Genomic DNA, 25,510 nt, shown 5'->3' with positions numbered 1-25,510 from the left:
GGAGTTGGACCATGGCAATGCAGTTGCTGCGAGGTGCTCTGAGCTTGCTGAAATGGGTTCTGTGCGCGGCCGGCGCCGTGGCGCTGCTGCTGACCGCCTTGATCGCGACGCCGCTGGAGCGGCCTACAGAGCTGCGCTCGGTCTCCGACTCCCGCAAGGGCGTCGACATGACGACCCTGCCGGCGCTCGAACGCTTCCAGGCCCGTGATGGCACCTGGCTTGGCTATCGCCATTACGCACCGAGCGGCGCTGACAGCGGGCGCGGTGCGATCTTCATCCACGGCTCGTCCGGCTCTTCCGGCACGATCAATCACGCGCTGACGGCGGCGCTCGCCGCGCGTGGCGTCGAGACCTGGGCGATCGATATGCGCGGTCACGGCGCTTCCGGTACGCGCGGCGACATCGGCTATGTCGGCCAGCTCGAGGACGATCTGGTCGACTTCGTCGCGCTCGTTCGCAAGAGCGCGCCGGACCTGCCGCTCACCCTGATCGGCCATTCCGCCGGCGGCGGCTTTTCGCTGCGTGTCGCTGCAACGCCGATCATCCAGGATCTGTTCGTGCGCACCGTGCTGGTCGCGCCCTATCTCGGCTATGACGCGCCGACCAACAAGCCGCATTCCGGCGGCTGGGCCAATGCTGACATTCCGCGCTTCCTCGGCCTTGCCGCACTCCGCAAGCTCGGCATCGATTGCTGCGCGCAGCTGCCTGTGCTCGCCTTTGCGGTGCCTGCGAATTCGGAGCGGATTCTGGTGCCGACCTATTCCGACCGCCTGATGCGCAATTTCGCAACGCGCGGCTATCGCCTCGATCTCGCCTCGGTGACTCATCCGCTCACGATCTTCGGCGGCGCCGAGGACGAGATGATGATCTCGGACAAATACGCGGAGACAGTTCAGGCGGTGAAGCCGTCGGTCGACGTCAAGGTGATCGACGGCGTCAATCACATGGGCATGGTGACCAACCCAAAGGCGGTCTCGGCGATCGCCGAGGACGTGGCGACGCGGGGGAGCGGGCAGTCATGATCGACAGCAAGCAGGCAGCCGAGGCGCTGGCCGATATCGACGACATCGTCCAGCGCGTGCGGCAATCGCGGGTCTACGATCTCGCCAGCCAGATGATGATCATGTGGGGCGTGCTGGTCTTTGTCGCCAACATCGCGACCTGGCTCTGGCCCCGAGAAGCCTATTACTACTGGCTCGCAGTCTACGTCCTCGGCATTGCCGGGTCCTTTGCAATCAGCGCCGCGAACCAGGCCTCGACGGGAGTTCGCAGCTTCGACATGCGGGTGCTGGTCGCCTTCCTGATGTTCGTCGCCTTCGGCTTCCTCTGCGCGCACGTCCTCGGCCATTTCACGCCGCGCCAGCAGGGTACGTTCTGGACCATCTATTTCATGCTGTTCTATGCGCTGGCCGGGCTGTGGTTCGGCTACGCCTTCGTCGTCATCGCGCTCGCGATAACGGCTCTGACGCTGATCGGCTATTTCTTCGTCACGGGCGATGCCTTCCTGCCGTGGATGGCCGTCGTCAACGGTGCCGGTCTGATCGTCGGTGGCCTCTGGATGCGGCGGAGCTAGTCGATGGCCGAGCTCGACGACATCATCCACCAGCCGCTGCGGCTCAAGATCATGGCCGCACTGAATTCGCTGCCGGCCACGGCCGCGGGCCTGGATTTCTCCCGGCTCAAGAAACTCACCGGCGCCACCGACGGCAATCTCGGCGCGCACATCGAGACCCTGGCGAAGGCCGGCTACGTCACGGTCGACAAGGCCTTCGTAGGCAAAAAGCCGCAGACCACGGTCACCGCCACGGCGGCGGGCCGAGGGGCATTCGCGCGGCATGTGGCGACGTTGCAGGAGATTATTGCGGGGAAGCAGGGGTAGGCCTTCGGTAAGACTGGTACGGTTGGGTGGGTACTGCCAACAACCAGCTTCTGCATTGATAAAACTTGCGAATTTGCGCTCGCTTCCTACTCTTTTGTAGCAGGGTTTTGTATTTTGCAACACCACGGATCGGCCTCCCGCGGTGTTCAGTAAGCACCTCGCAAAGACGGCCGCATGGCGCAGGTTAACTCTTGCGCGCCGGTTTAGCCGAGCGCACGCTTGCCAAGCGTTTTCACAAAAAGAACTTACGGAGGATGCGACCATGCCGTGGGTCAAGCAAGCTTCGAAGCCAAAACGCACAGCCAAAGCCGCCGCCATGAAGGTGCTGAGTGCCGCCGGACTGGGTCTTTCGCTGGTGGGTAGTGCATCCGCATCCACGATGCCCACTGCTGGTATCCCGCAATCTGATAATACCTCGCCCAATCAGCGCTTCGTTCTTGGCGAAGAGGAAATGGCCGACGTCAGTCTCGCCACGTTCCATCTCTTCGACAAAGAGAACGTTGGCACCGGCTTCCAACAGATCGCGCGTGGCTGCGGCTACGGCGGCTGTCGTGGTTGCGGCTGCCGAGGCTGCGGCTGCGCTGGCTGCCGAGGTTGCGGTTGCGGCGGCGGCAATACCTCCGGCTTCGGCGGCGGCCAAGCGTCCCAATCTGGCGGCCAGCCTCAATGATTTTCCAGGAAATTACGGTGACAGTGCACTAAATTGACGTCGCCTGATGTCATGGAGTTTTGTGCACTGTCACCGTAATTCTTGCGGCACGATCGCCTCGGGCGGCCGCCGGGCCACCACGGTACCTGAATGTTCTTACGGGCGAACGCCGAATTACGGTGACAGTGCACTAAATCATGTCGACTGATGCTTTGGTTTTGGAATTTAGTGCACTGTCACCGTAATTCCGTAATTCCCAAGGGCAGCGACGGACGGACCAGAAACGCGGGGATAAGCTGCACCGGTCTGTTGCTGGCCTTCTGAGCTTAGCCCTTCATAGCAACATGTCGAAACGTAACGATGCCGAGAAGGCGATTGCTCGCCTCTCGAAGGCAGACCGGCTCCGGCTTGCCAAAGCCAAAATGAAGAAGGTGCTCGATCACTTCCTCTATGTGGTCGAACTGCACGCCAACAATTCGTTCGTGGTGTTCTCGCCGGTGCTGGCGTCTCAAATTCCCCGATCCTATGCAGCGAACGCGTTCAGGATCTTTCAGCGCAGCATGTACCAGATCGAGATCGTGCGTCTTTGCGCGATCTGGGACGGCGTCGATCTTGACAAGGAAAACATTCCGACCGTCGTCGCGCTGATTGACGATGATGAGCTCATCGAGATGCTGGCTGAGGAAACGCGCAGCCAGCACCAAGATCGGAGAGACCAGCAGTTCGCAGAAGAGCGCGCATCGCAGGCTCGGACCGAGCTGCTGCACGCAATCGCAGACGCCCGCTCAGTTCTTAGATCAGCGCGGTTAGCCTCGATCATGAACGTTCGCGATAAGTACCTCGCGCACTCCCTCGAGGCGACACGCCGCGAGAAGAACGGACCTGTCCAGCCAATGAAGTACGGCGACGAAACCAAAGTGATGGATGCCTCGATACCAATTCTCGAAAGTCTCTACTGCTGGGTGAATGGCACTAGCTTCTCGATTGAGAACTCGCAAAGGATAGACCAGAAAAACGCCGAGGCGTTGTGGACCGGCTGCAAGTTCGTAGCCCTTCGTTGAAGGGCCTCCGCCCACTGGCGGGGGCAGATGCGAGCGATGAAACGTTGCAACCCGTCATCGTGCCACGGCACTGTGGGAAGACAGGATTACGGTGACAGTGCACTAAACCATCTGCACTGATGCTTTATCTCCACCGATGCTTTGGCTTTGGAGTTTAGTGCACTGTCACCGTAAATCGATCAGCACGTCATGATGCCCGAGATTACCCGCCTGTCATCCGCCCGGTGAGCGCCCGGACGAACCAGTGCCCACACCAAAAAAACTACTTGACTATAATAAGACGACCGGTCATATATTAACTCATGCCTAGACCAGCCAATCCCGAAACCCGATCGCGCCTTCTGGAAAAAGGGGGAGACCTTGTGAGCACCCGCGGCTTCAACGCCACGGGCGTGCAGGAGATCACCGCGGCAGCCGGCGTGCCCAAGGGGTCGTTCTATAATTACTTCGACAGTAAGGAAGCCTTCGCCGTCGCGGTACTGACCGAATATTGGGACGCGGTTGTCGCCGAGTATGGGGCCATTTTGAATCAACGCCGGACGCCGCCCTTGTCGCGCATCGCGCGCTATTTCGCCAGACTTGCCGAGTTTCACGAGCGCCGCCGTTACGCGGTCGGCTGCCTGATCGGGAACATGGCACTGGAGGTCACGCCGACGAGCGAGGATGTGCGGATCAAGCTTGCGGCGATCTATCGCGAGTGGTCAGCCGCGCTCGCCTCATGTTTGCGGGAAGCGCAGGAGAAAGGGGAATTGTCGGCCGGAAAGGATCCAGGGCAGCTTGCCGTCGCGCTGATTGACACGTTCGAAGGGGCGGTCATGCGGGCCAAGGTCGAACGTAACCGGGCGGCCTTCGACAGCTTCGAGCGCTTTGTTTTGCCCTCTCTGCTGAGTTAAAAATTTTGACCAGTTAATAGACGACTGGTCATATTGATTCAACGGGATCATCGCTGGAACGCCGCGCCAGCGCGCGATGAGTCTCATCCGCGGCTAACCTGAAGGACCTGAACAATGCCCACGATCACGACTACAGACGGCGTCAACATCTTCTACAAGGACTGGGGCTCTGGCCAGCCGATCGTTTTCAGTCACGGCTGGCCGCTGACAGCGGACGACTGGGACGCCCAGATGACCTTCTTCCTTCGCCACGGCTACCGGGTAATCGCCCACGACCGGCGCGGCCACGGCCGGTCCGACCAGCCCAGCACCGGCAACGACATGGACCACTGGGTCGCCGACCTCGCAGCCCTGACTGAACACCTCGACCTGCGCGACGCGATCCATATCGGCCACTCCACAGGTGGTGGTGAGGTGGCTCGCTATGTCGCTCGCCATCAGGAGCGCGTCGCGAAGGCGGTGCTGGTCGCTTCACTGACGCCGAACATGTACCGGAGCGCGGACAACCCGTCCGGCCAACCGCCGGAGTGGTTCGAAGCGATCCGGGCAGGCGTGCTGGGCAACCGGTCGGAGTTCTACCGTTTCGTCCCTGAGAATCCGTTCTACGGCTACAACCTCGATGGGGCGAAGCCTTCGGAGGCGATCATCGCGAACTGGTGGCGTCAAGGCATGGCCGGCGGAGCCCTCGCTCACTACGCGACTGTCGACTCTTGGCTCGAAGACTATACCGAAGACCTCAAGAAGATCACCGTGCCGGTGCTGGTGATGCACGGCGAGGCTGATCAAGTCGTCCCGTTCGCAAGTTCAGTGCCGCGTGCGGTCGACCTGCTTAAGCACGGGTCGCTGAAGACTTATCCCGGTTACCCCCATGGCATGCTCACCACGCATGCGGATGTCCTCAACCCCGACCTGCTCTCGTTCATCAGGTCTTGACGACATCTCTCATCCATTATCGCCCATGGGAGACATGTAGGGGTGTATATTGAGGTGCATATTGGGGAGGGGTCGGGTTTCGCCGTAGTGACGAAGGAACGAACAAGAAGCTCAAACCCTCCTCGAAAATTCATCGGCCAAGGTCCCGATCGAAGCGGCGACCTTGGCAGCGTTGCTCGGCTTTGACGGAGTCCACTCCGCCGTCGGCCTCGCGCCTTGCTCCCTGCCGGCCCCAGGCGGCGCTTGGGGGCTACCGTGGTATGTGGAATTTTGCCCACACCGCCTAACCTTCCTTCGCGAATGCCGCCTCCATCGCCTTTCTTGTCTTGATCGTCTCGTTGTTAGCGTCGAATTCGACTTGCCATGGAGATTACGGTGACAGTGCACTAAACCACGTCAACTGATGCTCAACCGATGCTTCGGCTTTGAGCTTAGTGCACTGTCACCGCAATTGCCGTTCGGCTTCAATAATGGGGCGTCCTGGTAGAGACGCAAAACCATCGCGATGATGTCCATTCCACTCCGGTTTCATCTGCAAGATGATGCGCCCGAGAGCGGCGGGAAGGTCCTGAAAGTAATACTGAAGGGTCTCGTTCCCGCCTTCGTAGCTGTACCGAATTCTCTGGAATGCGTCCCCGCCTGCCGCAAGCGCACCTTCGAGATCGCGCGCCATTGTAATGCGAAAGCTCTTTTCGAATCGGTCCCAAGTCGCGGAGTGGTGCTGATCCCGATTTCTATTCAGGGAGAGACCGTGCGGCCGCGCTAGGCTGAGCTTAAGCGCATACCCAAGTATATATTTCCCCCTCAGGGGAGGGTAAGGCCAACCGCACGCAGCGCCCGGAATGACGGGGAGTGCGGGGCGTTTCCCCCTTGAGACCCGCCCCGATTCGTGCGACCTCCGCCCCCAGCAAAACCCCTCATTTCGAGCCCTCGATGCACATTCTCCTGCTCGGTTCCGGCGGCCGCGAACATGCCCTGGCGTGGAAAATCGCAGCCTCCCCCCTGGTCACCAAACTCTGGTGCGCGCCGGGCAATGCCGGCATCGCGCGTGAGGCGGAGTGCGTGGCGCTCGATGTCGCCGACCATGCCGCCGTGATCGACTTCTGCAAGCAGAACGCGGTCGAGCTCGTGGTGGTCGGCCCCGAGACGCCGCTCGCCGCCGGCATCGTCGACGACCTCACCGCCGCGGGCATCAAGGCGTTCGGGCCGAACAAGATCCCCGCCCAGCTCGAAAGCTCGAAGGGGTTCACGAAGGCGCTCTGCACCGAATTCGGTATTCCGACTGGCGCCTATGAGCGATTCACCAACGCCAATGATGCGCGTGCTTACGTGCAGAGTCAGGGCGCACCGATCGTCGTCAAGGCCGACGGCCTCGCCGCCGGCAAGGGCGTCGTCGTCGCGAAAACCGTGCGCGAGGCCGAGGACGCCATCGCCATGATGTTCGAGGGCGCCTTTGGCGAAGCCGGCACTGAAGTCGTGATCGAGGAATTTCTGCCGGGTCGCGAGATCAGCTTCTTTGCGCTCTGCGACGGCGAGACCGCCATTCCGCTGGCCTCCGCCCAGGACCACAAGCGTGTGTTCGACCACGACGTCGGCCCGAACACCGGCGGCATGGGCGCCTATTCGCCGACGCCTTTGGTGACGCCGGCGATCCATGACGCGATCATGGCCAGGATCATTTTGCCGACGGTGGCCGGCATGAAGCAGCGCGGCACGCCGTTCCGCGGCATTCTCTACGCGGGAATCATGCTGACGACGCAGGGCCCAAAGCTGTTCGAGTTCAACGTCCGCTTCGGCGATCCCGAGTGCCAGGTGCTGATGCTGCGCATGATGTCCGACATCGTGCCGGCGTTCCTCGCCGCCTGCGACGGGCAGCTGAAGCATTTCGACCTGCGCTGGTATCCGGAATCCGCGCTCACGGTGGTGATGGCCGCCAAGGGCTATCCCGGCGACTACCAGAAGGGCACGCGCATCGAGGGGCTCGATGACGCGGCGGGGGTCAACACCGTCGAGATCTTCCACGCCGGCACGGTGGCGAAGGACGGCGCGATCCTCGCCAATGGCGGCCGCGTGCTCAATGTCTGCGCGTTAGGGGCGACCGTGACGGAGGCGCAGGCGCGCGCCTATCAGGCCGTCGACCGCATCAACTGGCCGGAGGGCTTTTGCCGCCGCGATATCGGCTGGCAGGCGGTGGAAGCCGAGAAGGCCAGGGGCTGACAGGCTTTTTTCCGATCGCCGCGCAAAGCGCGTCGGCCGGAATCTCGACTTTGGCGCGCCGCGCCCCGTCATCGCGACATTGCAAGATTGCGCAATGGGGCGTTGGGGTTAGCATCCCTCACCGAAATCACCGTGCTACTGTGCATGGGGTTGTTTTCGACATTTTGAGGGGATGGAACTCATGTTAGATCTCGCCGACCTCTATCCCGGCTTCGCCTCCGAATGGATCAACACATCCTCGGGCCGCATCTTCGCGCGCGTCGGCGGCAAGGGTCCGCCGCTGCTGCTGCTGCACGGCTTCTCCGAGACCAACGTGATGTGGCACCGCGTCGCGCCGCAATTGGCCGACAAGTTCACGCTGATCATCGCCGATTTGCCGGGCTATGGCTGGTCCGACATGCCGGGCAGCGACGCGCAACATCTGCCCTACAGCAAGCGCGCGATGGCGAAGGCCATGGTCGAGGCGATGGAGCAGCTCGGCCACGTCCACTTCGCACTCGCCGGCCACGACCGCGGCGGCCGCGTGTCGTATCGGCTGGCGCTCGATCATCCCGGCCGGCTGTCGCAGCTCGCCGTGCTCGATATCCTGCCGACTTATAATTACTGGGAGCGGATGAACCGCGCCTACGCGCTGAAGATCTATCACTGGACCTTCCTGGCGCAGCCCGCGCCGCTGCCGGAGACGCTGATCTCAGGCAATGGCGAGTTCTTCCTGCGCTTCAAGATGGCGAGCCAGACCAAGTCGAAGACGCTCGACGCAATCGACAAACGCGCGCTCGAACACTACATCGCGCCGTTCCGCGATCCCGCCCGCGTGCACGCGATGTGCGAAGACTACCGCGCCGGCGCCTATGTCGACTACGACCTCGACAAGGCCGATTTCGAGGCCGGTAACAAGATCACCATTCCGATGCTGGCTTTGTGGGGTGGCGTAGGCATCGCGCAGGCCGCCGCCACGCCGCTCGATATCTGGAAGCAATGGGCGACGAATGTCGAAGGCCAGCCGGTGGATTCCGGCCACTTCCTGACCGAGGAGAACCCGGACGTCACCGCCAAGGCGCTGCGCGCGTTCTTCCTCGCGTCTTAACGCCGCTCCCGAAAGAAGTCCTTGAGCAGCCGCGCCGACTCGCTTTCGCCGACGCCGGAATAGACGTCCGGGACGTGATGGCAGGTTGGCGAGGTGAAGAACCGCACGCCGGACTCGACCGCGCCGCCCTTGGGGTCGGCGGCGCCGTAATAGAGCCGGCGGACCCTTGCAAAGGAGATCGCGCCCGCACACATCGTGCAGGGCTCCAGCGTCACGTAGAGGTCGCAGTCGACCAGGCGCTCGCTGCCGATCTTCCTGGCCGCCTCGCGCAGCGCAACGATTTCGGCATGGGCCGTGGGGTCGTAATCGGTCAGCGTCCGGTTGGCCGCAGTGGCAATGACCTCGTAATTGCGGACCACCACGCACCCGATCGGAACTTCGCCCGCCTTTCCGGCATTTTCGGCCGTTTTGAGCGCCAAATCCATGAAAGAGGGGGCTTTCAAGCCTCGTATCATCCGAAGAAACCTGCTAGTAGCTGCGCCTTCAGCAGAAGTGCTTACAGATATTGCCTGAGCATGCGGCTCGAAACGAGCGCGCACAATGCTTTCTGGCCACCCCCTGAGTGAGATTATTCATGCCTCGCGACAGCGACAAAGACAACGATTCCCGCGGCCGGCGAGGCCCGGCCAGGGGAGGCCCGCCGAAGGGCCGGTCCGGCAAGCCGCGCGGCCCTGAGAAAAAGTTCGCCAAGCGCGGCCCTGAGGGCAAGGGCGACGCCCGCCCGCCCCGTGGCGACCGCGAGGCCCGTCCGTTCCGCCCCCGCGCGGACGGCGATGCCCCGCGCCGCGACTTCAGCGACCGTCCGAAATTCAAGCGCGACGACCGCGGCGGCGAAAATCGCGGCGAGCGCAGCTTCAAGCCGCGTGGCGACCGCCCGTTTTCCGATCGTCCGTCCCGCGACGGCGAGAAGCGCCCGTTCAAGCCGCGCGGCGATCGTCCGTCCTACGGGCGCGACGACCGTCCGCCGCGCAGCCGTGATCGCGACGACTCCCGTCCCGCCGATAGGTCCGGCGAGAAGAAGTTTGGCGACAAGCGTCCGTACGCGCCGCGTGGCGACCGCCCGGAACGCAAGTTCGACGGCGAGCGGAAGTTTTCGCGCGGTGCACCGGACCGCAGCGATCGCCCGCGTGACTTCGGCGATCGCAAACGCAATTTTGACGACCGCCCGCGCGATCGTAGCGAGCGCAGCGATTCAAAGCCCTGGCAGAAGCGTGATGCAGCTCCGCGCGGCGACCGACCGCCGCGCAAGGATTTTAGCAAGGGCCCGCGCAAGGATTTTGGCGGCCCCGATCGCGGCCAGGACAAGCCCTGGCAGAAGCGCGAAGGCGGCGGCGATGACCGTCCGCGGTTCTCGCGCTCCCGCGATGATCGTCCGTCGGGCGATCGCCCGTTCCGCGAGCGGCCCAAGTTCGATCGCCCCAAATTTGATCGCCCGCGCGGGGATCGTCCCAAATTCGATCGGCCCCGTCGCGACGGCGATGGCGAGCGTAGTGGGCGCGGCGGTGATCGCCCGAAATTCGATCGTCCGCGCGAGCGCTCCGAAGGCCGCTCCGACTGGCACGAGCATCCGCGCAGCGAAGATCGTTCCGGTGATCGTCCGCGGCGTGAAAACGAGGATGACAGCAGGATCTTCGAGAAGCGCCCGGCCTTCGGCGGCCGCGGCGCCTACCGCGAGCGGGATCGTGATTTCGACCGCCGGCCGCGGCGTGAAGAGGAGCCGAAGCCGAAGAAGGCCGGCGAGCGCATCGCCAAGGTGCTGGCACGGGTGGGGCTTGCCTCGCGCCGCGATGCCGAGGAGATGGTCACGCAGGGGCGCGTCGCCGTCAACGGACGTGTGATCAATTCGCCGGCGCTCGATATCACCTCGAACGATGTCGTCACTGTCGACGGCAAGCCGTTGCCGGAGCGCGAGCGCACGCGGCTGTTCCTCTACCACAAGCCGCGCGGCCTGATGACGACTCATGACGACCCCGAGGGGCGTCCGACCGTGTTCGACAATTTGCCCGAAGGCCTGCCGCGGCTGATCTCGATCGGTCGGCTCGATTTCAATACCGAAGGGCTGCTGCTGCTCACCAATGACGGCGGGCTGGCGCGTACGCTGGAGCTGCCCGACACCGGCTGGCTGCGCCGCTATCGCGTTCGCGCCCATGGCGACGTCACGCAGGCGCAGCTCGACGAGCTCAAGAACGGCATCGAGGTCGAGGGCGTCAAATACGGTCCGATCGATGCGACGCTGGAGCGTGACCAGGGCGCCAATGTTTGGCTGGTGTTCGCGATCCGCGAAGGCAAGAACCGCGAGGTGCGCAACGTCTGCGCTCATCTCGGGCTCGAGGTGAACCGGCTGATCCGCGTGTCCTACGGCCCGTTCCAGCTCGGCGAGGTTCCCGAAGGCCAGGTCGAGGAGATCAAGTCGCGCGTGCTGCGCGACCAGCTCGGCGACAAGATCATCGAGAAGTCGGGCGCGCAGTTCGACGTGCCGCAAAAGTCCCCCTCGCGCGACGGTGATGCACCGCCCGAGAAGAAGCCGGTCAAGCGCGACGTGATCAACGATCGCAAGGGCCGTCGCGTGCTGGTGCAGCGCACCGGCAGCGACGAAGCGCGTGAGCGCAACGAGGCCGAGGCGAGCGGCTATGGCCCCCCGCGCCGTCCCAAGCGCGGTTATCACGGCAAGCGCGACCTGACGCCGAAGGAGGACTAGGGTTGCGCGTCGTCGGCGGTCGATTGAAGGGGCGTAATCTCGCCTCACCGTCCTCGCGCGATATCCGCCCGACGGCGGATCGCCTGCGCGAGTCCGTGTTCAACATTCTCGTGCATGCCTATGACGATCCGATCCAGGACGCGCGCGTGCTCGATCTCTTCGCGGGCACCGGCGCGCTCGGCATCGAGGCGGCCTCGCGCGGTGCGAAGTTCACGCTGTTCGTCGACAATGGCGCCGAAGCGCGTGCGCTGTTGCGCAGCAATGTCGAGGCGCTGGGCTTGGGCGGCACGACCAAGGTCTACCGCCGCGACGCGACCGATCTTGGACCTGCCCATCCGGTCGAACCGTTCTCGCTGGTGTTCCTCGATCCGCCTTATAGTAATGGGTTTGCCGAGAAGGCGCTTGCGAGCTTGCGTGACGGCGGCTGGTTGACGCCGGGTGCGCTGCTGGTGGTGGAGGAGGCGAAGGCTGCGCAGTTCGCGACGCCCGAAGGTTACGAGGAATTGGAACGGCGCGCGTATGACGACACGGAGTTCGTGTTTTTGAAGCGCAACGCGTAATCACCGCCGCCCGAACAGCTTCTCCACATCCGCGAGCTTCAGCTCGACATAAGTCGGCCGGCCGTGATTGCACTGGCCGGAATTCGGCGTCTCCTCCATCTCGCGGAGCAGCGCGTTCATCTCCTCCGGCCTGAGCCTTCGGCCGGCGCGCACCGAGCCGTGGCAGGCCATGGTGGCGGCGACATGCATCAGGCGGCGCTCCAGCGGCAGCGCCTCGTCCCATTCGGCCATGTGCTCGGAGAGATCGCGGAGCAGGCCGCCGGCATTGGCCTTGCCGAGCAGCGACGGCGTCTCGCGCACCGCGACTGCGCCGGGGCCGAAGGATTCGATCGCAAGACCAAACGAGGCGAGCTCTTCGTTGCGCTCAAGCAGCCGCTCGACGGTGGCCTCGTCCATCTCGACGATCTCGGGGATCAGCAGGATCTGCCGCTGCACGCCGTTGGCGGCCAGCGAGGCCTTCAGCCGCTCATAGACGATGCGCTCATGGGCTGCATGCTGGTCGACGATGATCAGGCCGTCGCGGGTCTGCGAGACGATGTAGGTCTCGTGCAGCTGTGTGCGCGCGGCGCCGAGCGGGCGATCGACGAGGTCGTTCACCGGCTGCGTCTCGATCCGAACGTCGGCGCTCGGCGCGCCGACGTCGAAGGCGGCTTGCGCGCGTTCCGCAAAGGCAGGGGCCGCCGATCCATCGAAAGATGGCAGTGGGCCGGCCGGCGCGGACGGCGACTGCCGCCAGTCCCAGCTCGCCGGACGCGGCGTGAACGCGGGCCGGAACGACGACAGCGCGCTCTCGCCACCATTGGCGGCCGTGCGCCGCCCCTCGCGTGCGAGACCTTCTTTCAATCCGTGAACGATCAGCGCGCGCACGAGACCGGCATTGCGGAAGCGTACCTCAGTCTTGGCCGGATGCACGTTGGCGTCGACCTCGCGCGGATCGAGCGTGACGAACAGCGCCAGCACCGGATGGCGATCGCGCGGCAGATAATCGGCATAGGCCCCGCGCACCGCGCCCAGGATCAGCTTGTCGCGCACCGGGCGGCCGTTGACGAAGAGATATTGCCCGAGCGCGTTGGCCTTCGTCAGCGCCGGCGCGGCCGCGTAGCCGGCCACGACAACGCCCTCGCGTTCGGCATGGACTTCGATGGCGTGGCTGCGGAACTCCGCGCCGAGGATGTCGCCGAGCCGCGTCAGCCGTCCGGCGACGCCCGGTAGCGCAGCGGCCCAGGTCACCGGCGCGCGTTCCTCGCCGGCCAGCGTGAAGGCGACATCGGGCCGCGCCATCGCGAGCCGCCGCACCACCTCGCGGATCGCCTCGGCCTCGGTACGGTCGGTCTTCAGGAATTTCAGCCGCGCCGGGGTCGCGTAGAAGAGGTCGTTGACCTCGACGCGCGTGCCATGCGCCAGCGCCGCCGGCATGATGTCCGACTTCTCGCCGCCCTCGACATTGAGCGCCCAGGCATGCGGCTCGCTGGCATGGCGCGTGGTGATCGACAGCCGCGCCACCGAGCCGATCGAGGGGAGCGCCTCGCCGCGGAACCCGAGGGTGCGGATCTGCAGCAGGTCCTCGTCGTCGAGCTTGGAGGTGGCGTGGCGCTCGACCGCGAGCGACAGGTCCTTCGCGGTCATGCCGCCGCCGTCGTCGGTGATGCCGATCCGGCGCCGCCCGCCGCCATCGGTGAAGACGTCGATCCGGCTCGCGCCGGCATCGATCGCGTTCTCGACCAGTTCCTTGACCACGCTCGCGGGACGTTCGACCACCTCGCCGGCGGCGATGCGGTTGACGACCTGCTCTGGCAATTGGCGGACGGGCATGAACTCGATCTTGGGCTCGGTCTGGGATTCGCAGGAAGCGTTATTCTATGCCGTGTTGCGTCAAAAGCATGTGCTGGGCAACAGGTCCGTGGCGGGCTGGGGAAGAGGGGTGTCTATCACATTGAAGACGCTGGACGTTCGAGAAAATTGCGCATCCGCTTCTGGTCGGTCTTCTGCCTCGGTCCCGATTGTGAGGTGCCGGACACAGGTGTAGCATCGTGAAAAAACGGCAACAGGACGGGAGGACGCCATGTGCCATTTGTTCGCGCACCAGCCCCAACGCGACTACGAGTCCCAGACCCGCTCGTTGCGGATCGGCGGGCACTGCACGTCAATCCGGCTGGAAATGGCGTTTTGGGACACGCTCGAGGAGATCGCGGCCAGGGAGAGCATGAGCCTCGGCAAGTTCCTGACGACGCTCTACAACGAAGTCCTCGACCATCATGGCGAGGTCAACAATTTCGCCTCGCTGTTGCGTTGCTCCTGCCTGATCTACCGCTCGAAGACGATGGCATCGGTGCAGGAATTCAAGGCAACCGTCGCGCCCATTCTCGATGCGGCCGAATAGCACGATCGCGAGGCTGTTTCCGCATCCTCAACGTCGTCCTGGCTTTCGCCAGAACGACGATTGAGAGATCAGATCTCCTTCTTCTGCATCGCACCCGCAATGTAGTCCGCCTGCCGGATCGCCAGCGAGACGATGGTCAGAGTCGGATTGCAGGCCGCACCGCTGGTGAACTGGCTGCCGTCCGAGACGAACAGGTTCTTGACGTCGTGGCTCTGTCCGAACTTGTTGACCACGCCGTCTCGCGGCTTCTCGCTCATCCGGTTGGTGCCGAGATTGTGCGTGCTCGGATAGGGCGGCGTCGGATAGCTCACGGTCGCGCCGACCGCGTCGTAGACCGCAGCCCCCTGCTTGTAGGCGTGGGCACGCATCGCGAGATCGTTGGGATGATCGTCGAAGTGCACGCTCGCGACCGGCTGGCCGAACTTGTCCTTCACGACCGGGTCGAGCGTGATGCGGTTGGTCTCCTGCGCCATGTCCTCGCCGACCAGCCACATGCCGGCCATCCGCGGATAGCCGTCGAGCGCTGCGGTGAACGGACGGCCCCAGGCGCCTGGATTGAGGAACGCCGCCATGAAAGGCAGGCCGATCGACAGCGTCTCCATCTCGTAGCCGCCGACGAAGCCGCGCTTCGGATTGTTGGCGGCCTCGTCGCGGATGATGCCGGCCATGGTGGTGCCGCGATACATGTGCACCGATTTCTCGAACACGGCGTAGACGCTGCCCGTCATGTGCCGCATGTAGTTGCGGCCGACCTGGCCCGATGAATTGCCAAGACCGTCGGGGAACATGGTGGAAGCACTGTTGAGCAGCAGCCGCGGGCTCTCGATCGAATTGCCGGCAACCGCGACGATGCGCGCCTTCTGGCGCTGCATCGCACCGCTCTCGTCGGCATAGACCACGCCAGTGACTTTGCCGCTGGCGTCGTGCTCGATCTTGACCGCCATGCTGCTCGGCCGCACTTCGAGATTGCCGGTCGCCTCGCCCTTGGGAATCTCGGTGTAGAGCGTCGACCATTTCGCGCCGGATTTGCAGCCCTGGAAGCAGAAGCCGATCTGCTGGCAGGAGCCGCGTCCGTCGCGCGGCTGGCTGTTGATCGCCATGTTGCCGGTGTGCACGGTCTTGTAGCCGAGCTTCTTCGCGCCGGCCTCGAGCACCCTGAAATTATTGTTGCCGGGAAGGCCGGGAATGCCGTTGGTGCGGGTCACGCCCATCTTGTTCTCGGCCTTGGCGTACCACGGCTCCATCTCGGCGAGCGTGACCGGCCAATCCAGTAAATTGGCGCCGGGAATGTTGCCGTAGGTGCTCTTGACCCTGAACTCGTGCTCGTCGAAGCGCAGCGACGCGCCGGCCCAATGGATGGTCGAGCCGCCGACCGCCTTGACGATCCAGGCGGGGAGACCCGAAAAGTCCTTGGCAACGCGCCATGTTCCCGAAGTGGTGCGGGCATCGGTCCAGGCGAGCTGGGAAAAGCTGTCCCACTCGTCGTTGATGAAATCCTGGTTCTCGATGCGCGGACCGGCTTCGAGGATGACGACCTTGACGCCTTTCTGCGCCAGCTCGTTGCCAAGTGTGCCGCCGCCGGCGCCGGAGCCGACGATCACCACAACGCCAGAATCGTTCAGATCGAATTTTGCCATTTGCGTTCTCCTGAACCGTTGGGTGGGCCTTTAAGCTTTCGGCAGCCAGTCGATGTCGGCGAAGCCGCGGTTGATGTAGCCGCCGTGCTCGGCGGAGGAGCCCTCGTAACCGAACCGCGGCCAGACCTCTTTCTGGTTGTAGAGGGAGACGATGAGGTCGCCGCGCACCTTCTGGAAGAAGTCGCTCTGCTCGATTTCCGTCAAGAGCACCACGCGGTCGGCTTCCCAGGGCACTTCGGCGTAAGCCACCTTGTGGCGATCGCGCGCGTTCTGATCGAGCCGCGTGATGCCGTCGCTGATCAGCGTCTTGACGGCGGGGTCCTTTGCCGCCTTGCCATCCCACGGCTTGATCGCGGTGATGTAGTAGCTGTCGCCGAGCACATCGTGCGGATAGATGTCGCGGGCGACTTTTAGCAGCGTCTTCATTGTTGCGGGCGACAGCGCGCTCGCATCATCGGCCCAAGCGCCCTCGATGCTGACGGCGACGCTGGTTGCAACGGCTGCGACCGGCACCGCGGTGGCCGCGCCCTTGAGAAAGACGCGGCGGCTGTGCTTGCTTCGACGATCGACTTCTCTCATAGCGTTCCTCCGTGGATTTTTGTGTTTTGGATTGATCAGTTGAAACGTCCGCCCCGCTGGATCACCTCGATCTTGTAGCCATCGGGGTCGCTGACGAAGAAGAAGCGCGCCAGCGTCTTGCCGTCGTGCTTGAAGTCGCGCAGCGGCCCTGGCGCGAGCTTCTCGCGCTCGAAGCGGGCATGCTCGGCATCGAGATTCTCGACGACGACGGCGAGATGCCCGTAACCGTCGCCGAGCTGGTACGGCTCCTTGCGATCGAAATTGACCGTCAGCTCGACCTCAAAAGATGAGGATGGGTGACGCAGGTAAATCAGCGCGAACTCCGGAAACTTCAGATGGTCTGCGACCTCGAGGCCGAAGGCGCGCTTGTAGAAGTCGAGCGCGCGCGCCTCGTCGAGCACGCGGATCATGGAATGGACAGGCTTTGCCATTCAGTTCAGCTCCTTGAGGTAGGTGATGATGGCGGCGCGCGTCTCCGGCTTCGCTTGCCGGTAGGCCATGACCACGCCAGGAATGACAGCCTGCGGATTGGTCAGCCATGCATCCAGCCGGGTCTCGTCCCAGGCGAAGTCGGCTTTGGCGAGGCCGTCAGAGTAATGAAACCCTTCGACCCTGCCGGCCGGTCGTCCGACGATCTTGACCAGCGGCGGCCCTTGCCGCATCGGTTCCGACAGGTTGGTGGTGTGGCACACCGCGCATTGCTGCTTGAACAGCGTCGCGCCATCCGGCGGCTTTGCGGCCGGCAACGGCATTTGCGCGTCGGCAACCCGCGCCACCAGCACCACTGCGGTGCACAATCCCAGCACGATCGCGCGCATCGCGAAGAGCCCGCCCATCCACACCAAATTCAGCGTGCGCAAACTCTAGGCGGCGTCAAACATGCGGTGGTAGTAGCGGGCTGTTTCGATCGAGAACAAAGCGAAATTCGCGCGACGCGCCTCGGGCTGCTCACGTGGTTTGATCGACGGCCGCCCCTAGTCGTCGAAACCGCGCCCGCGCTTGGACTTGACGTCGCTGCGGCGCTTCTTGCCGTCGAGCCGACGTTGCTTGGAGCCGAAAGTTGGCTTCGTCGCCCGTCGCGGCTTCGGCCGTATCATCGCCTCGCGCAAAATCTCCAGAAGGCGGTCGATGGCGTCCTGGCGGTTGCGCTCCTGGGTGCGGAAGCGCTGCGCCTGGATCACGATGACGCCGTCTTTGGTCAGGCGCTGGCCGGCGAGCCGGGCAAGGCGCAAGCTCGCATCCTCCGGCAAGGTCAGCTTGCGGGTGTCGAAGCGCAATTGCGCCGAGGTCGCGACCTTGTTGACGTTCTGGCCACCGGGGCCGGAAGCGCGGACAAAGCCGATCTCGATGTCGTCCTCGTCAATGACGAGGTCGCGGGATATCCGCAGCATGGAACACCATTCGTGATGCCCGGACATATCCCGGACGTCACCATTCGGCAATGGCGCGCATGCGAAACGCAAATGGCCGGGACGAGCCCGGCCATTTCAGGAAGCGTAAAGAAGACGTCAGTTCGACTTCGTCGCCGGCGCTGCGGCCGGTTGCACGGCGGCCTGCGGGGCGCGGCCGACGATGACGGTCAGGAGGCCATCGCCCCAGAGCCGCTTGGCGGCGGCCTTGGCGTCGTCCAGCGTCACCGCGTCGACGATGGCGTTGCGCTTCTCGATATAGTCGATCGGCAGCTTATCCTGCTGGTATTGCAGCAGTGCCTGCGCGAGCTTGGAGGAGGTATCGAGCGCCAGCATCTGCGAGCCCTTGAGGTAGGACTTGGCTTCGTCGAGCTCCTTTTGCGTTGGGCCTTCGTCGGCGATGCGGCGCACTTCCTTCTCGATCGCGTCCATGGTGTCGCCAGCGCGATCGGCGCGCGTGCCGGTGTTGCCGATGAAGACCGCCGAATGCTCCATCCAGAGCAGCGATTCGTACACCGAATAAGCGAGCCCGCGCTTCTCGCGGACCTCGTGATAGAGCCGCGAGGACAATCCGCCGCCACCGAGGATGTGGTTGACGACATAGGCCGCCATGAAGTTTGGATCGCTGCGTTTCACGCCGGGGCCGCCGAAGGTGATCACGGTCTGCGGCACGTCGAGCGGCACGAAGGCGCGCTGCGGCGGCTTGGCGGCGTCGACGTCCGGAACCGGCACGAGATTGGCCTTGGCGGGCAGGGCACCGAAGGTGTGATCGAGCAGCTTGCCAAGGGTAGCGGGATCGACGTCGCCGACGACCGCGATCTTCAGCGTATCCTTGGCAAGGATGCGGCCGACATAATCCTTCATATCGGGGACTGTGATGGTCGGCACGCTGTCCAGCGTGCCGGTGGTCTGCCGCCCGTAAGGGTGATCGCCGAACGCGATTTCCAAAAATTTGCGGCTTGCGAGCGACGTCGGATTGGTGGTCTCGCGGCGCAGGCTCGAGATGACCTGGGAGCGGATGCGCTCGACATCGGCTGTCTCGAAATGCGGCGAGGTCAGTGACATCCGCAAAAGGTCGAAGGCCTCGTCCTTGTTGTCGCGCAGCATGCGCAGGCTGCCGCGGAAGGTGTCGCGGGTCGCGCTGAAGGAGAGCTCGATGGCGCGGCGGTCGAGCCGCTCATGGAAGGTCTTGGAATCGAGATCGCCGGAGCCTTCGTCGAGGAGGTCGCCGACGAGATTGGCGACGCCGGGCTTGTCCTTGGGATCCTGGGCCGAGCCGCCGGCAAAGGAATATTCCATGGCGATCAGCGGTACGGTCGCGTCCTGGACGAACCAGGCCTCGATGCCGCCCGGCGAGGTCAGATGCTGGATCTTTGCAGCCGCATGCGACGGCGACGCCGAGGCAAGCGCGAGTGCCGCACCGGTGACGAAAGTAAGCGCGAAATGACGTGCGCGAAGGAAGGGATAGGTCACGAACGCTTCTCCTCGCGCTTGGCGGGTGTGGTGTCCTTGATCAGATAGCCCGTCACCGAGCGTTTCTTCTCGAGCCATTTTTGCGCAGCCTCACGGACCTGTTCGGCGGTGACCGCGCGGATGCGATCGGGCCAGCTCCGGATGTCCTCGATCGACAGGCCCGTGGTCAGGGCGCCGCCATACCAGCGCGCCAGCACTGCCTGATTGTCTTGCGCGTAGATCGCTTCCGCAATGAGCTGGGTCTTGACGCGCTCGAGATCCTCGGCGCGGATCGGGTTCTGCACGATGTCGGCGATGACGCCGTCGATCACCTGCTCGATGTCTGCAAAGCTGACACCGGGTTTCGGCGAGGCCGCGACCGCGAACTGGGTCGAGTCGAGCGAGATGCTCGAATAGCTGGCGCTGGCGGAGACCGCGAGCGGCTTGTCGACGACGAGCGCGCGGTAGAGATAGGAATTGCTGCCGCTGCCCATCAATTGCGCGAGCACGTCGAGCGCCGCGCTCTCACCGGCTGCGGCCGTCGTTGCCGACGGCACCAGGTAATAGCGTCGCACGCCGGGTTGCTCGACGCGCGGGTCGGACAGCGTAACGGTGCGCGGCGCGGCCGGATCCGGCTCCTGCGGACGGATGCGTTGCGCGGGGATCGCCGGCTGGGCCGGGATCGGCCCGAAATTGCGCTCGACCAGCGGGCGGACATCGGCGGCTTCGACGTCGCCGGCGATCACCAGGATCGCATTGTTCGGCGCGTAGAAGCGGCGGTAGAAGGCGAGCGCGTCCTCGCGATTGAGCTTCTCGATCTCCTGGTGCCAGCCGATCACCGGGCGACCGTAGGGATGGTTGAGATAGAGCGTGGCCATGACTTGTTCGTTCAGGCGCGCGTCAGGGCTGTTGGCAACGCGCATGTTGTACTCTTCGAGCACGACGTCGCGTTCGGGCAGCACGTTCTCGTCCTTGAGGATGAGGCCCGTCATGCGGTCGGCCTCGAATTCCATCATGGTCGGCAACTGCTCGCGGGGCACGCGCTGGTAGTAGTTGGTGTAGTCGACCGAGGTCGAGGCGTTCTCGTTGCCGCCGACGCGGAGCACGGTCTGGGAGAACTCACCGACCGGATGCTTCTCCGTGCCCTTGAACATCAGATGCTCGAGGAAATGCGCGAGGCCGGACTTGCCCGGGGTCTCGTCGGCCGAGCCGACCTTGTACCAGATCATCTCCGTGACCACGGGCGTGCGATGGTCCGGGATCACCACGACCTGGAGGCCGTTGCTGAGCGTGAAGCTGGCGGGCGGGGCCGATGTTACCGTGGTCTGGGCAAGGGCGGCGCCGGACGAGAGGATACTCGTCGAAAGCAGCGCGGCAAGGAGACAGGCAGCCGATCGATAAGAGGACATCATGATCCTTATGAAAGGCCGAGCCCTGACGTCCGGCTCGGAGGCACGGCATGGTACACCGTGCGGTTGACGCTTCCCGTCACGAAGCAGAGAACGCGGTCAAATTGAACTTAAATATAAGTCATCTGCCGCGTCCGACCCTGGACCGGACGATTGCGGCAGGTCCACGCGTCCAGTCGCGCGATGGCAAGGAGCTTATTGCTCCCTCTCCTTGCCGGACATGATGTCGTAAAACGTCTTCCGCGACTTGTCCTCTCCGGCGCCATAGGCATAGCTCGGCGAAGGCGTCTGATATCCTGGCGGCGGCTCGACCAGCGACTGGCGCGGCGGCTCGGTCGTGAATTTACTGGCCTCGCCCTTGTTGTTCGTCATCATGTTCCACAGACCGCCAGTGAAACCGAGTTGGGCCGGGCTGAGCGACGGGTTGCCGTTAGTGCCCGGCTGAATGGGGTCGTTGCTGGTGCGCTCGGGGGCGGCGATCTGGCCGGCCTTCATCTCGGCGGGCGTCAGCGGCTGGGCGGCCTGCCAGTTCTCCGTCGCCTTAACCGCCTTCTTCCGCTGAGCGATGGCCTCCTTGCGGCGCCTCTCGTCGGGGTCCTTAGGCCAGTTCGGCGCGTTCTTGGCCACGGTGTCGGCCGGCGGCGGCAGGTCGAGCTTGGGCGGCACCACCAGCGGCGACCGCTCGCGGTACTCGATACCTTTCTTCTCCATGCTCTTGGCGCCGATGCCGGACATCAGATTGTCGATGAGCTTCTCTTCGAAGGTCATGTCGTCATCATCGTCGCCGTCGTCACCAGCGCGGACCGGGCCTGCCGCCATGACGAGGCCGATACCGAGTGCGACGGCTGACAATTTCAGCGCCCGCCAAATCCCCGTCCGGGGGTCTCGCACCATCGAACCGCTGGTCTCGGAGCTGCGCATACCTGTACCTGTTCCATATTGTGGCAGATTGCTGCGTCGCGCGCGGCACCCCTCGCAAAGCAAGGTTCCACCTCCGGCCCGTATCGGCCGGGATCAGGGCGCTTTTGCGGCGGGTACCCCCAGGAAGGAATCATACAACAGCGCCGCCACCCCAGCAACGATGGCCACGTCCGCCAGGTTGAAGACATACCAATTGAAGGTATTTCCGGCGATCTCGATATGAAACAGGGCGAAATCGACCACCGCGCCATAGGCCAGGCGGTCGATGCCGTTGCCGATGGCGCCGCCGATGATCAGCCCCAGTGCCACGGTCGCAAGGAAGGTGTGGGACCGGGCCATCCAGATCGCCAGCGCGACCACCGCGATGGCCTTGACTGCCATCAGCGCGAGCTGTGCCGCCTGGCTGTCGTTCTGGAGCCAGCCGAAGCTGATCCCGATGTTCCAGGCCAGCACCAGGTCGAAGAACGGCGTCACCCTCACCGCGCCGCGATGGGCGAGGTCGAACACGTTCAGCAGCCAGAGCTTCGAGGCCTGGTCGAGGATGACGGTGACGATGGCCGAGAGGATGCCGGCGCGGAGCGGGGTCATGGCCGGGGATTAGACCCCCACCCCCAGCGCCTTCCATTCGCGCAGCGCCTTGGCATCGCGCGGGGTGACGTCGGGATATTCGGCGTCTTCGCCGACGGTCGGCGAAATCTTCCAGGAGCGGGCGCATTTGGTGCCTTGCGCCTTCTCCACCACGACGCCGACGCCGGGGATGGCGTCGAGGCGGAACGCCGAAGCCGGCGCCTCTCCCTCGCGCACCTCGTAGTTCGAGGTGATGCAGATCTCGGCAAGATCGGTGTCGAACAGCGTCGCGAGCACGTCGCGGTCGGCAATATAGATGACGGGCGAGGCCTCCAGTGACGAGCCGATGTTCTTGGCCGCACGTTCGAGCTCGAGCGCACCGGTGACGACGCGGCGGACGTTGCGGATCGTCTCCCACTTCGCGGCGAGCTTGTCGTCGCGGAGCTTTTCGAGACCTTCCGGGAACTGCGTCAGATGCACCGACGGCTCGGCGTCGGGCCTGTACATGCGCCAGCCCTCCTCCGCGGTGAAGCTCAGCACCGGCGCCAGCCATTTCAGGACCCCGTTGCACAGCAGGTCGATCGTGGTCAGCGCCGCCTTGCGCGTCAGCGAGGACGGCGGATCGCAATAGAGCGTGTCCTTGCGGATGTCGAAATAGAACGCCGACAGCTCGCTGTTCAGGAATGCCGAGAGCATCGCCACCACGCTCTTGAAATCGAACGTCTCATAGGCCTTGCGGATCGCTTCGGCGCGGAGCGCGAGCTCATGCAGCATCAGCCGCTCGAGCTCGGGCATCTCGGCGGGCGCGACCGCGTCGGCCGGCTTGTAATGATGCAGCGTGCCGAGCATCCAGCGCACGGTGTTGCGCAGCTTGCGGTAGGTCTCGACGGTGTTCTTCAGGATCTCGGGGCCGATTCGCTGGTCGTCGGTGTAGTCGCAGGACGCGACCCAGAGTCTCAGGATGTCGGCGCCGGATTCCTTGATGACGGCTTGCGGCTCGATGGTGTTGCCGAGCGACTTCGACATCTTGCGGCCGTCCTCTGCCTGGGTGAAGCCGTGGGTCAGCACGATGTCGTAGGGCGCGCGGCCGCGCGTGCCGCAGCTCTCCAGCAGCGAGGAGTGGAACCAGCCGCGATGCTGGTCCGAGCCTTCGAGGTACATCACCGTGTCAGTGCCGCCGTCGACCTTGCGCTTGATGCCTGCAAGGCCGGGGAAGTGCACGGGGTCTTCGAGCACGAAGGCGTGCGTCGAGCCGGAATCGAACCAGACGTCGAGAATGTCGTCGACCTTCTGCCAGTCTTCTTTGGCACGCGAACCGAGGAAGCGCTCGCGCGCGCCGTTCGCGTACCAGGCGTCGGCGCCTTCAATTTCGAAGGCGTCGCCGATGCGGGTATTGACAGCCTCGTCCTGGAGAATCTCGGCGGAGCCGTCGCCCTTCTCGCGCACGAACACGGCGATCGGCACGCCCCAGGCGCGCTGGCGCGAGATCACCCAATCGGGCCGCGCCTCGATCATGCCGTTGATGCGGTTCTCGCCTGACGGCGGCACCCATTGTGTCACCGAGATCGCGTGCAGCGCGCGGGCGCGCAGCGTGTCGCCGGACTTGGTCTTGCCGTCAACGGCAATATCCTTGTCCATCGCGATGAACCATTGCGGCGTGTTGCGGAAGATCACAGGCTTCTTGGAACGCCAGGAATGCGGATATTGGTGCTTGAGCCGGCCGCGCGCGAGCAGCATGCCCTTTTCGACAAGCGCCTTGATCACGGCCTCGTTGGCGTCGCCCTTCTCGCCCTTGTCGTTGATGACGCGCTTGCCTGCAAAGCCCGGCGCATGATCGGTATAGGCGCCGTTCTCATCGACTGTGTAGGGGATCGCGCTGTTGATGCCGCGTGCGTCGAGCTCGCACGTGCTCGCTGTCCAGACGTCGAAGTCTTCACGGCCGTGGCTGGGCGCCGTGTGCACGAAGCCGGTGCCGGTGTCGTCGGTGACGTGGTCGCCGGACAAAAGCGGCACGATGAATTCATAGCCGCCGGCAAGCCCCTTCAGCGGATGGGCGCATTCGATCGCGTCCATGGTGTCGCCGGGGATGTCGCGCACCTTCTCATAGGCCGTGACGCGCGCTTGCTTGAACACTTCTGCGGCGAGCGCGTCGGCCAGGATCAGGAGATCGCCGGTCTTGGCCCAATTGTCCGCCGGCGCGTCCGTCACCTTGTAGAGGCCATAGGCAATCTTCGGCGAGAACGAGATGGCGCGGTTGCCGGGCAGCGTCCAGGGCGTGGTGGTCCAGATCACGACGCTTGCGGAGGCGAGCGCGCCGTGCGCCGGCGAGGTGACCGGGAATTTCACCCACACCATATCGGACGTGTAGTCCTCGTACTCGACCTCGGCCTCGGCAAGCGCGGTCTTCTCGACTACGCTCCACATCACGGGCTTGGAGCCACGATACAGCGTGCCGTTGGCGGCGAACTTCATCAGCTCGCGCGCGATCTGGGCTTCGGCCGGATAGTTCATGGTGGCGTAGGGGTGATCCCAGTCGCCGATCACGCCGAGCCGCTTGAACTCCTCGCGCTGCACGTTGAGCCAGTGCGTGGCATAGGCGCGGCACTCTTTGCGGAAGTCGATCATCGCGGCGCTGTCGCGGAAGTCGGGCTTCTGTTTGCCCTTCTTGCGATAGTGCTCTTCCTCGACCTTCCACTCGATCGGCAGGCCGTGGCAGTCCCAGCCGGGCACGTAGTTGGAATCGAAGCCGAGCATCTGCTGGCTCTTGGTGACGAGATCCTTCAGGATCTTGTTCAGCGAGGTGCCGATATGGATGTTGCCGTTGGCGTAGGGCGGCCCGTCATGCAGCACGAACTTGGCGCGGCCCTTCGCGCTCTCGCGCAGCTTCTCGTAGAGGCCGATCTCGTACCAGCGCTTGAGGATCTCCGGCTCGCGCTGCGGCAGGCCGGCGCGCATCGGGAAGTCCGTCTGCGGCAGGAACAGGGTTTTCGAATAGTCTTTGGCGTCGGACTTTTGCGGCTTTTCGGACATGAGGCTGACTGGCTCGGAAGGGCGCGGGAACGGATGGCGACTGGAATCGCGGGGTGAAACGACAACATCCCGGTCTTGCGCCGAGCCGAAGGCTCAGGCGGAAGCCGGGCCGCTAATCCCTATGATGCGCCGCGCAAACATGGGCTCTC

Annotated in this window: 25 protein-coding genes; 12 read left to right on the top strand and 13 right to left on the bottom strand. The window is 64.1% G+C overall.

Features of this window, described 5'->3' with window-relative positions; translation table 11 throughout:
• The first annotated feature begins 11 nt into the window (after positions 1–11).
• The 7 genes from ACPPVR_RS37605 (at position 12) to ACPPVR_RS37575 (ending at position 5,415) form a co-directional block, all read left to right on the top strand.
• Entirely contained in the window at positions 12–1,022 is a 1,011-nt protein-coding gene (locus ACPPVR_RS37605; RefSeq protein ID WP_426611532.1) for an alpha/beta hydrolase, read from the top strand.
• A complete protein-coding gene (locus tag ACPPVR_RS37600) occupies positions 1,019–1,573 on the top strand; it encodes a hypothetical protein (protein WP_426611531.1) in 555 nt (184 codons plus the stop codon). Before ACPPVR_RS37605 ends, ACPPVR_RS37600 begins: the two co-directional genes overlap by 4 nt.
• A gap of 3 nt (positions 1,574–1,576) precedes the next feature.
• The gene (locus ACPPVR_RS37595; protein ID WP_426611530.1) at positions 1,577–1,879 is read left to right on the top strand and encodes a winged helix-turn-helix domain-containing protein; all 303 of its coding nucleotides are present in this window, start codon (positions 1,577–1,579) and stop codon (positions 1,877–1,879) included.
• 262 nt (positions 1,880–2,141) lie between these two features.
• Positions 2,142–2,549 carry a hypothetical protein gene (locus ACPPVR_RS37590; RefSeq protein WP_426611529.1) on the top strand — a complete coding sequence of 136 codons (408 nt, stop codon included), beginning with the start codon at positions 2,142–2,144 and terminating at the stop codon, positions 2,547–2,549.
• Between the two features lie 323 nt (positions 2,550–2,872).
• A complete protein-coding gene (locus ACPPVR_RS37585) occupies positions 2,873–3,589 on the top strand; it encodes a hypothetical protein (RefSeq protein WP_426611528.1) in 717 nt (238 codons plus the stop codon).
• Positions 3,590–3,951: 362 nt separating this feature from the next.
• A complete protein-coding gene (locus ACPPVR_RS37580) occupies positions 3,952–4,482 on the top strand; it encodes a TetR family transcriptional regulator C-terminal domain-containing protein (protein ID WP_426611527.1) in 531 nt (176 codons plus the stop codon).
• A 114-nt stretch (positions 4,483–4,596) separates the two neighbouring features.
• The gene (locus ACPPVR_RS37575; RefSeq protein WP_426611526.1) at positions 4,597–5,415 is read left to right on the top strand and encodes an alpha/beta fold hydrolase; all 819 of its coding nucleotides are present in this window, start codon (positions 4,597–4,599) and stop codon (positions 5,413–5,415) included.
• Between the two features lie 442 nt (positions 5,416–5,857).
• On the opposite strand, the gene ACPPVR_RS37570 is transcribed toward ACPPVR_RS37575, so the two are convergent.
• Positions 5,858–6,088 (bottom strand): hypothetical protein, encoded by a 231-nt coding sequence (locus tag ACPPVR_RS37570; RefSeq protein WP_426611525.1) that lies wholly within the window; start codon positions 6,086–6,088, stop codon positions 5,858–5,860.
• 260 nt (positions 6,089–6,348) lie between these two features.
• On the opposite strand from ACPPVR_RS37570, the gene purD reads away from it, so the two are divergent.
• Together purD and ACPPVR_RS37560 are read left to right on the top strand one after the other, a co-directional pair.
• Positions 6,349–7,632, top strand: coding sequence for a phosphoribosylamine--glycine ligase (gene purD / locus ACPPVR_RS37565; protein ID WP_426611524.1), 1,284 nt, complete (start codon positions 6,349–6,351; stop codon positions 7,630–7,632).
• Between the two features lie 181 nt (positions 7,633–7,813).
• Positions 7,814–8,719 (top strand): alpha/beta fold hydrolase, encoded by a 906-nt coding sequence (locus tag ACPPVR_RS37560; RefSeq protein ID WP_426611523.1) that lies wholly within the window; start codon positions 7,814–7,816, stop codon positions 8,717–8,719.
• On the opposite strand, the gene ACPPVR_RS37555 is transcribed toward ACPPVR_RS37560, so the two are convergent.
• Positions 8,716–9,174 carry a nucleoside deaminase gene (locus ACPPVR_RS37555; RefSeq protein WP_426611522.1) on the bottom strand — a complete coding sequence of 153 codons (459 nt, stop codon included), beginning with the start codon at positions 9,172–9,174 and terminating at the stop codon, positions 8,716–8,718. The genes ACPPVR_RS37560 and ACPPVR_RS37555 overlap by 4 nt on opposite strands.
• A 119-nt stretch (positions 9,175–9,293) precedes the next feature.
• Between ACPPVR_RS37555 and ACPPVR_RS37550 the strand changes: the two genes are divergently transcribed.
• Both ACPPVR_RS37550 and rsmD read left to right on the top strand, forming a co-directional pair.
• Entirely contained in the window at positions 9,294–11,417 is a 2,124-nt protein-coding gene (locus ACPPVR_RS37550) for a pseudouridine synthase (RefSeq protein ID WP_426611521.1), read from the top strand.
• A gap of 2 nt (positions 11,418–11,419) precedes the next feature.
• Complete coding sequence (gene rsmD / locus ACPPVR_RS37545; RefSeq protein WP_426611520.1) at positions 11,420–11,977, top strand: 16S rRNA (guanine(966)-N(2))-methyltransferase RsmD; 558 nt, start codon at positions 11,420–11,422, stop codon at positions 11,975–11,977.
• Here rsmD and mutL read toward each other — a convergent pair whose 3' ends face one another.
• Positions 11,978–13,789, bottom strand: a complete 1,812-nt coding sequence (mutL, locus tag ACPPVR_RS37540) for a DNA mismatch repair endonuclease MutL (protein WP_426611519.1) — start codon at positions 13,787–13,789, stop codon at positions 11,978–11,980.
• A gap of 250 nt (positions 13,790–14,039) precedes the next feature.
• Here mutL and ACPPVR_RS37535 point away from each other — a divergent pair, with 250 nt between their 5' ends.
• The gene (locus tag ACPPVR_RS37535) at positions 14,040–14,357 is read left to right on the top strand and encodes a ribbon-helix-helix domain-containing protein (protein ID WP_426611518.1); all 318 of its coding nucleotides are present in this window, start codon (positions 14,040–14,042) and stop codon (positions 14,355–14,357) included.
• Positions 14,358–14,425: 68 nt separating this feature from the next.
• Here the strand turns inward: ACPPVR_RS37535 and ACPPVR_RS37530 are convergent, their stop codons facing one another.
• The 10 genes from ACPPVR_RS37530 to ileS form a co-directional block, all read right to left on the bottom strand.
• Complete coding sequence (locus ACPPVR_RS37530; protein ID WP_426611517.1) at positions 14,426–15,994, bottom strand: GMC family oxidoreductase; 1,569 nt, start codon at positions 15,992–15,994, stop codon at positions 14,426–14,428.
• Between the two features lie 30 nt (positions 15,995–16,024).
• Positions 16,025–16,573 carry a gluconate 2-dehydrogenase subunit 3 family protein gene (locus tag ACPPVR_RS37525; protein WP_426611516.1) on the bottom strand — a complete coding sequence of 183 codons (549 nt, stop codon included), beginning with the start codon at positions 16,571–16,573 and terminating at the stop codon, positions 16,025–16,027.
• Positions 16,574–16,608: 35 nt separating this feature from the next.
• Complete coding sequence (locus ACPPVR_RS37520) at positions 16,609–17,004, bottom strand: VOC family protein (RefSeq protein ID WP_426611515.1); 396 nt, start codon at positions 17,002–17,004, stop codon at positions 16,609–16,611.
• Positions 17,005–17,391 carry a c-type cytochrome gene (locus ACPPVR_RS37515; RefSeq protein WP_426616262.1) on the bottom strand — a complete coding sequence of 129 codons (387 nt, stop codon included), beginning with the start codon at positions 17,389–17,391 and terminating at the stop codon, positions 17,005–17,007. It lies immediately after the preceding gene.
• A gap of 156 nt (positions 17,392–17,547) precedes the next feature.
• On the bottom strand, positions 17,548–17,964 hold the full coding sequence (gene arfB, locus ACPPVR_RS37510) for an alternative ribosome rescue aminoacyl-tRNA hydrolase ArfB (protein ID WP_426611514.1): 417 nt from the start codon (positions 17,962–17,964) through the stop codon (positions 17,548–17,550).
• A gap of 117 nt (positions 17,965–18,081) precedes the next feature.
• A complete protein-coding gene (locus tag ACPPVR_RS37505) occupies positions 18,082–19,455 on the bottom strand; it encodes a M16 family metallopeptidase (RefSeq protein WP_426611513.1) in 1,374 nt (457 codons plus the stop codon).
• Positions 19,452–20,846 carry a M16 family metallopeptidase gene (locus ACPPVR_RS37500; RefSeq protein ID WP_426611512.1) on the bottom strand — a complete coding sequence of 465 codons (1,395 nt, stop codon included), beginning with the start codon at positions 20,844–20,846 and terminating at the stop codon, positions 19,452–19,454. Before ACPPVR_RS37500 ends, ACPPVR_RS37505 begins: the two co-directional genes overlap by 4 nt.
• Positions 20,847–21,038: 192 nt before the next feature.
• Entirely contained in the window at positions 21,039–21,764 is a 726-nt protein-coding gene (locus tag ACPPVR_RS37495; RefSeq protein WP_426611511.1) for a hypothetical protein, read from the bottom strand.
• 93 nt (positions 21,765–21,857) lie between these two features.
• The gene (gene lspA, locus ACPPVR_RS37490; protein ID WP_426611510.1) at positions 21,858–22,352 is read right to left on the bottom strand and encodes a signal peptidase II; all 495 of its coding nucleotides are present in this window, start codon (positions 22,350–22,352) and stop codon (positions 21,858–21,860) included.
• Between the two features lie 9 nt (positions 22,353–22,361).
• Positions 22,362–25,361, bottom strand: a complete 3,000-nt coding sequence (ileS, locus tag ACPPVR_RS37485) for an isoleucine--tRNA ligase (RefSeq protein WP_426611509.1) — start codon at positions 25,359–25,361, stop codon at positions 22,362–22,364.
• Between the last annotated feature and the right edge of the window lie 149 nt (positions 25,362–25,510).

The organism is Bradyrhizobium sp. McL0616, assembly GCF_049993385.1.
Classification (GTDB): Bacteria; Pseudomonadota; Alphaproteobacteria; order Rhizobiales; family Xanthobacteraceae; genus Bradyrhizobium.
This window is presented reverse-complemented; position numbering and strand designations above follow the sequence as displayed.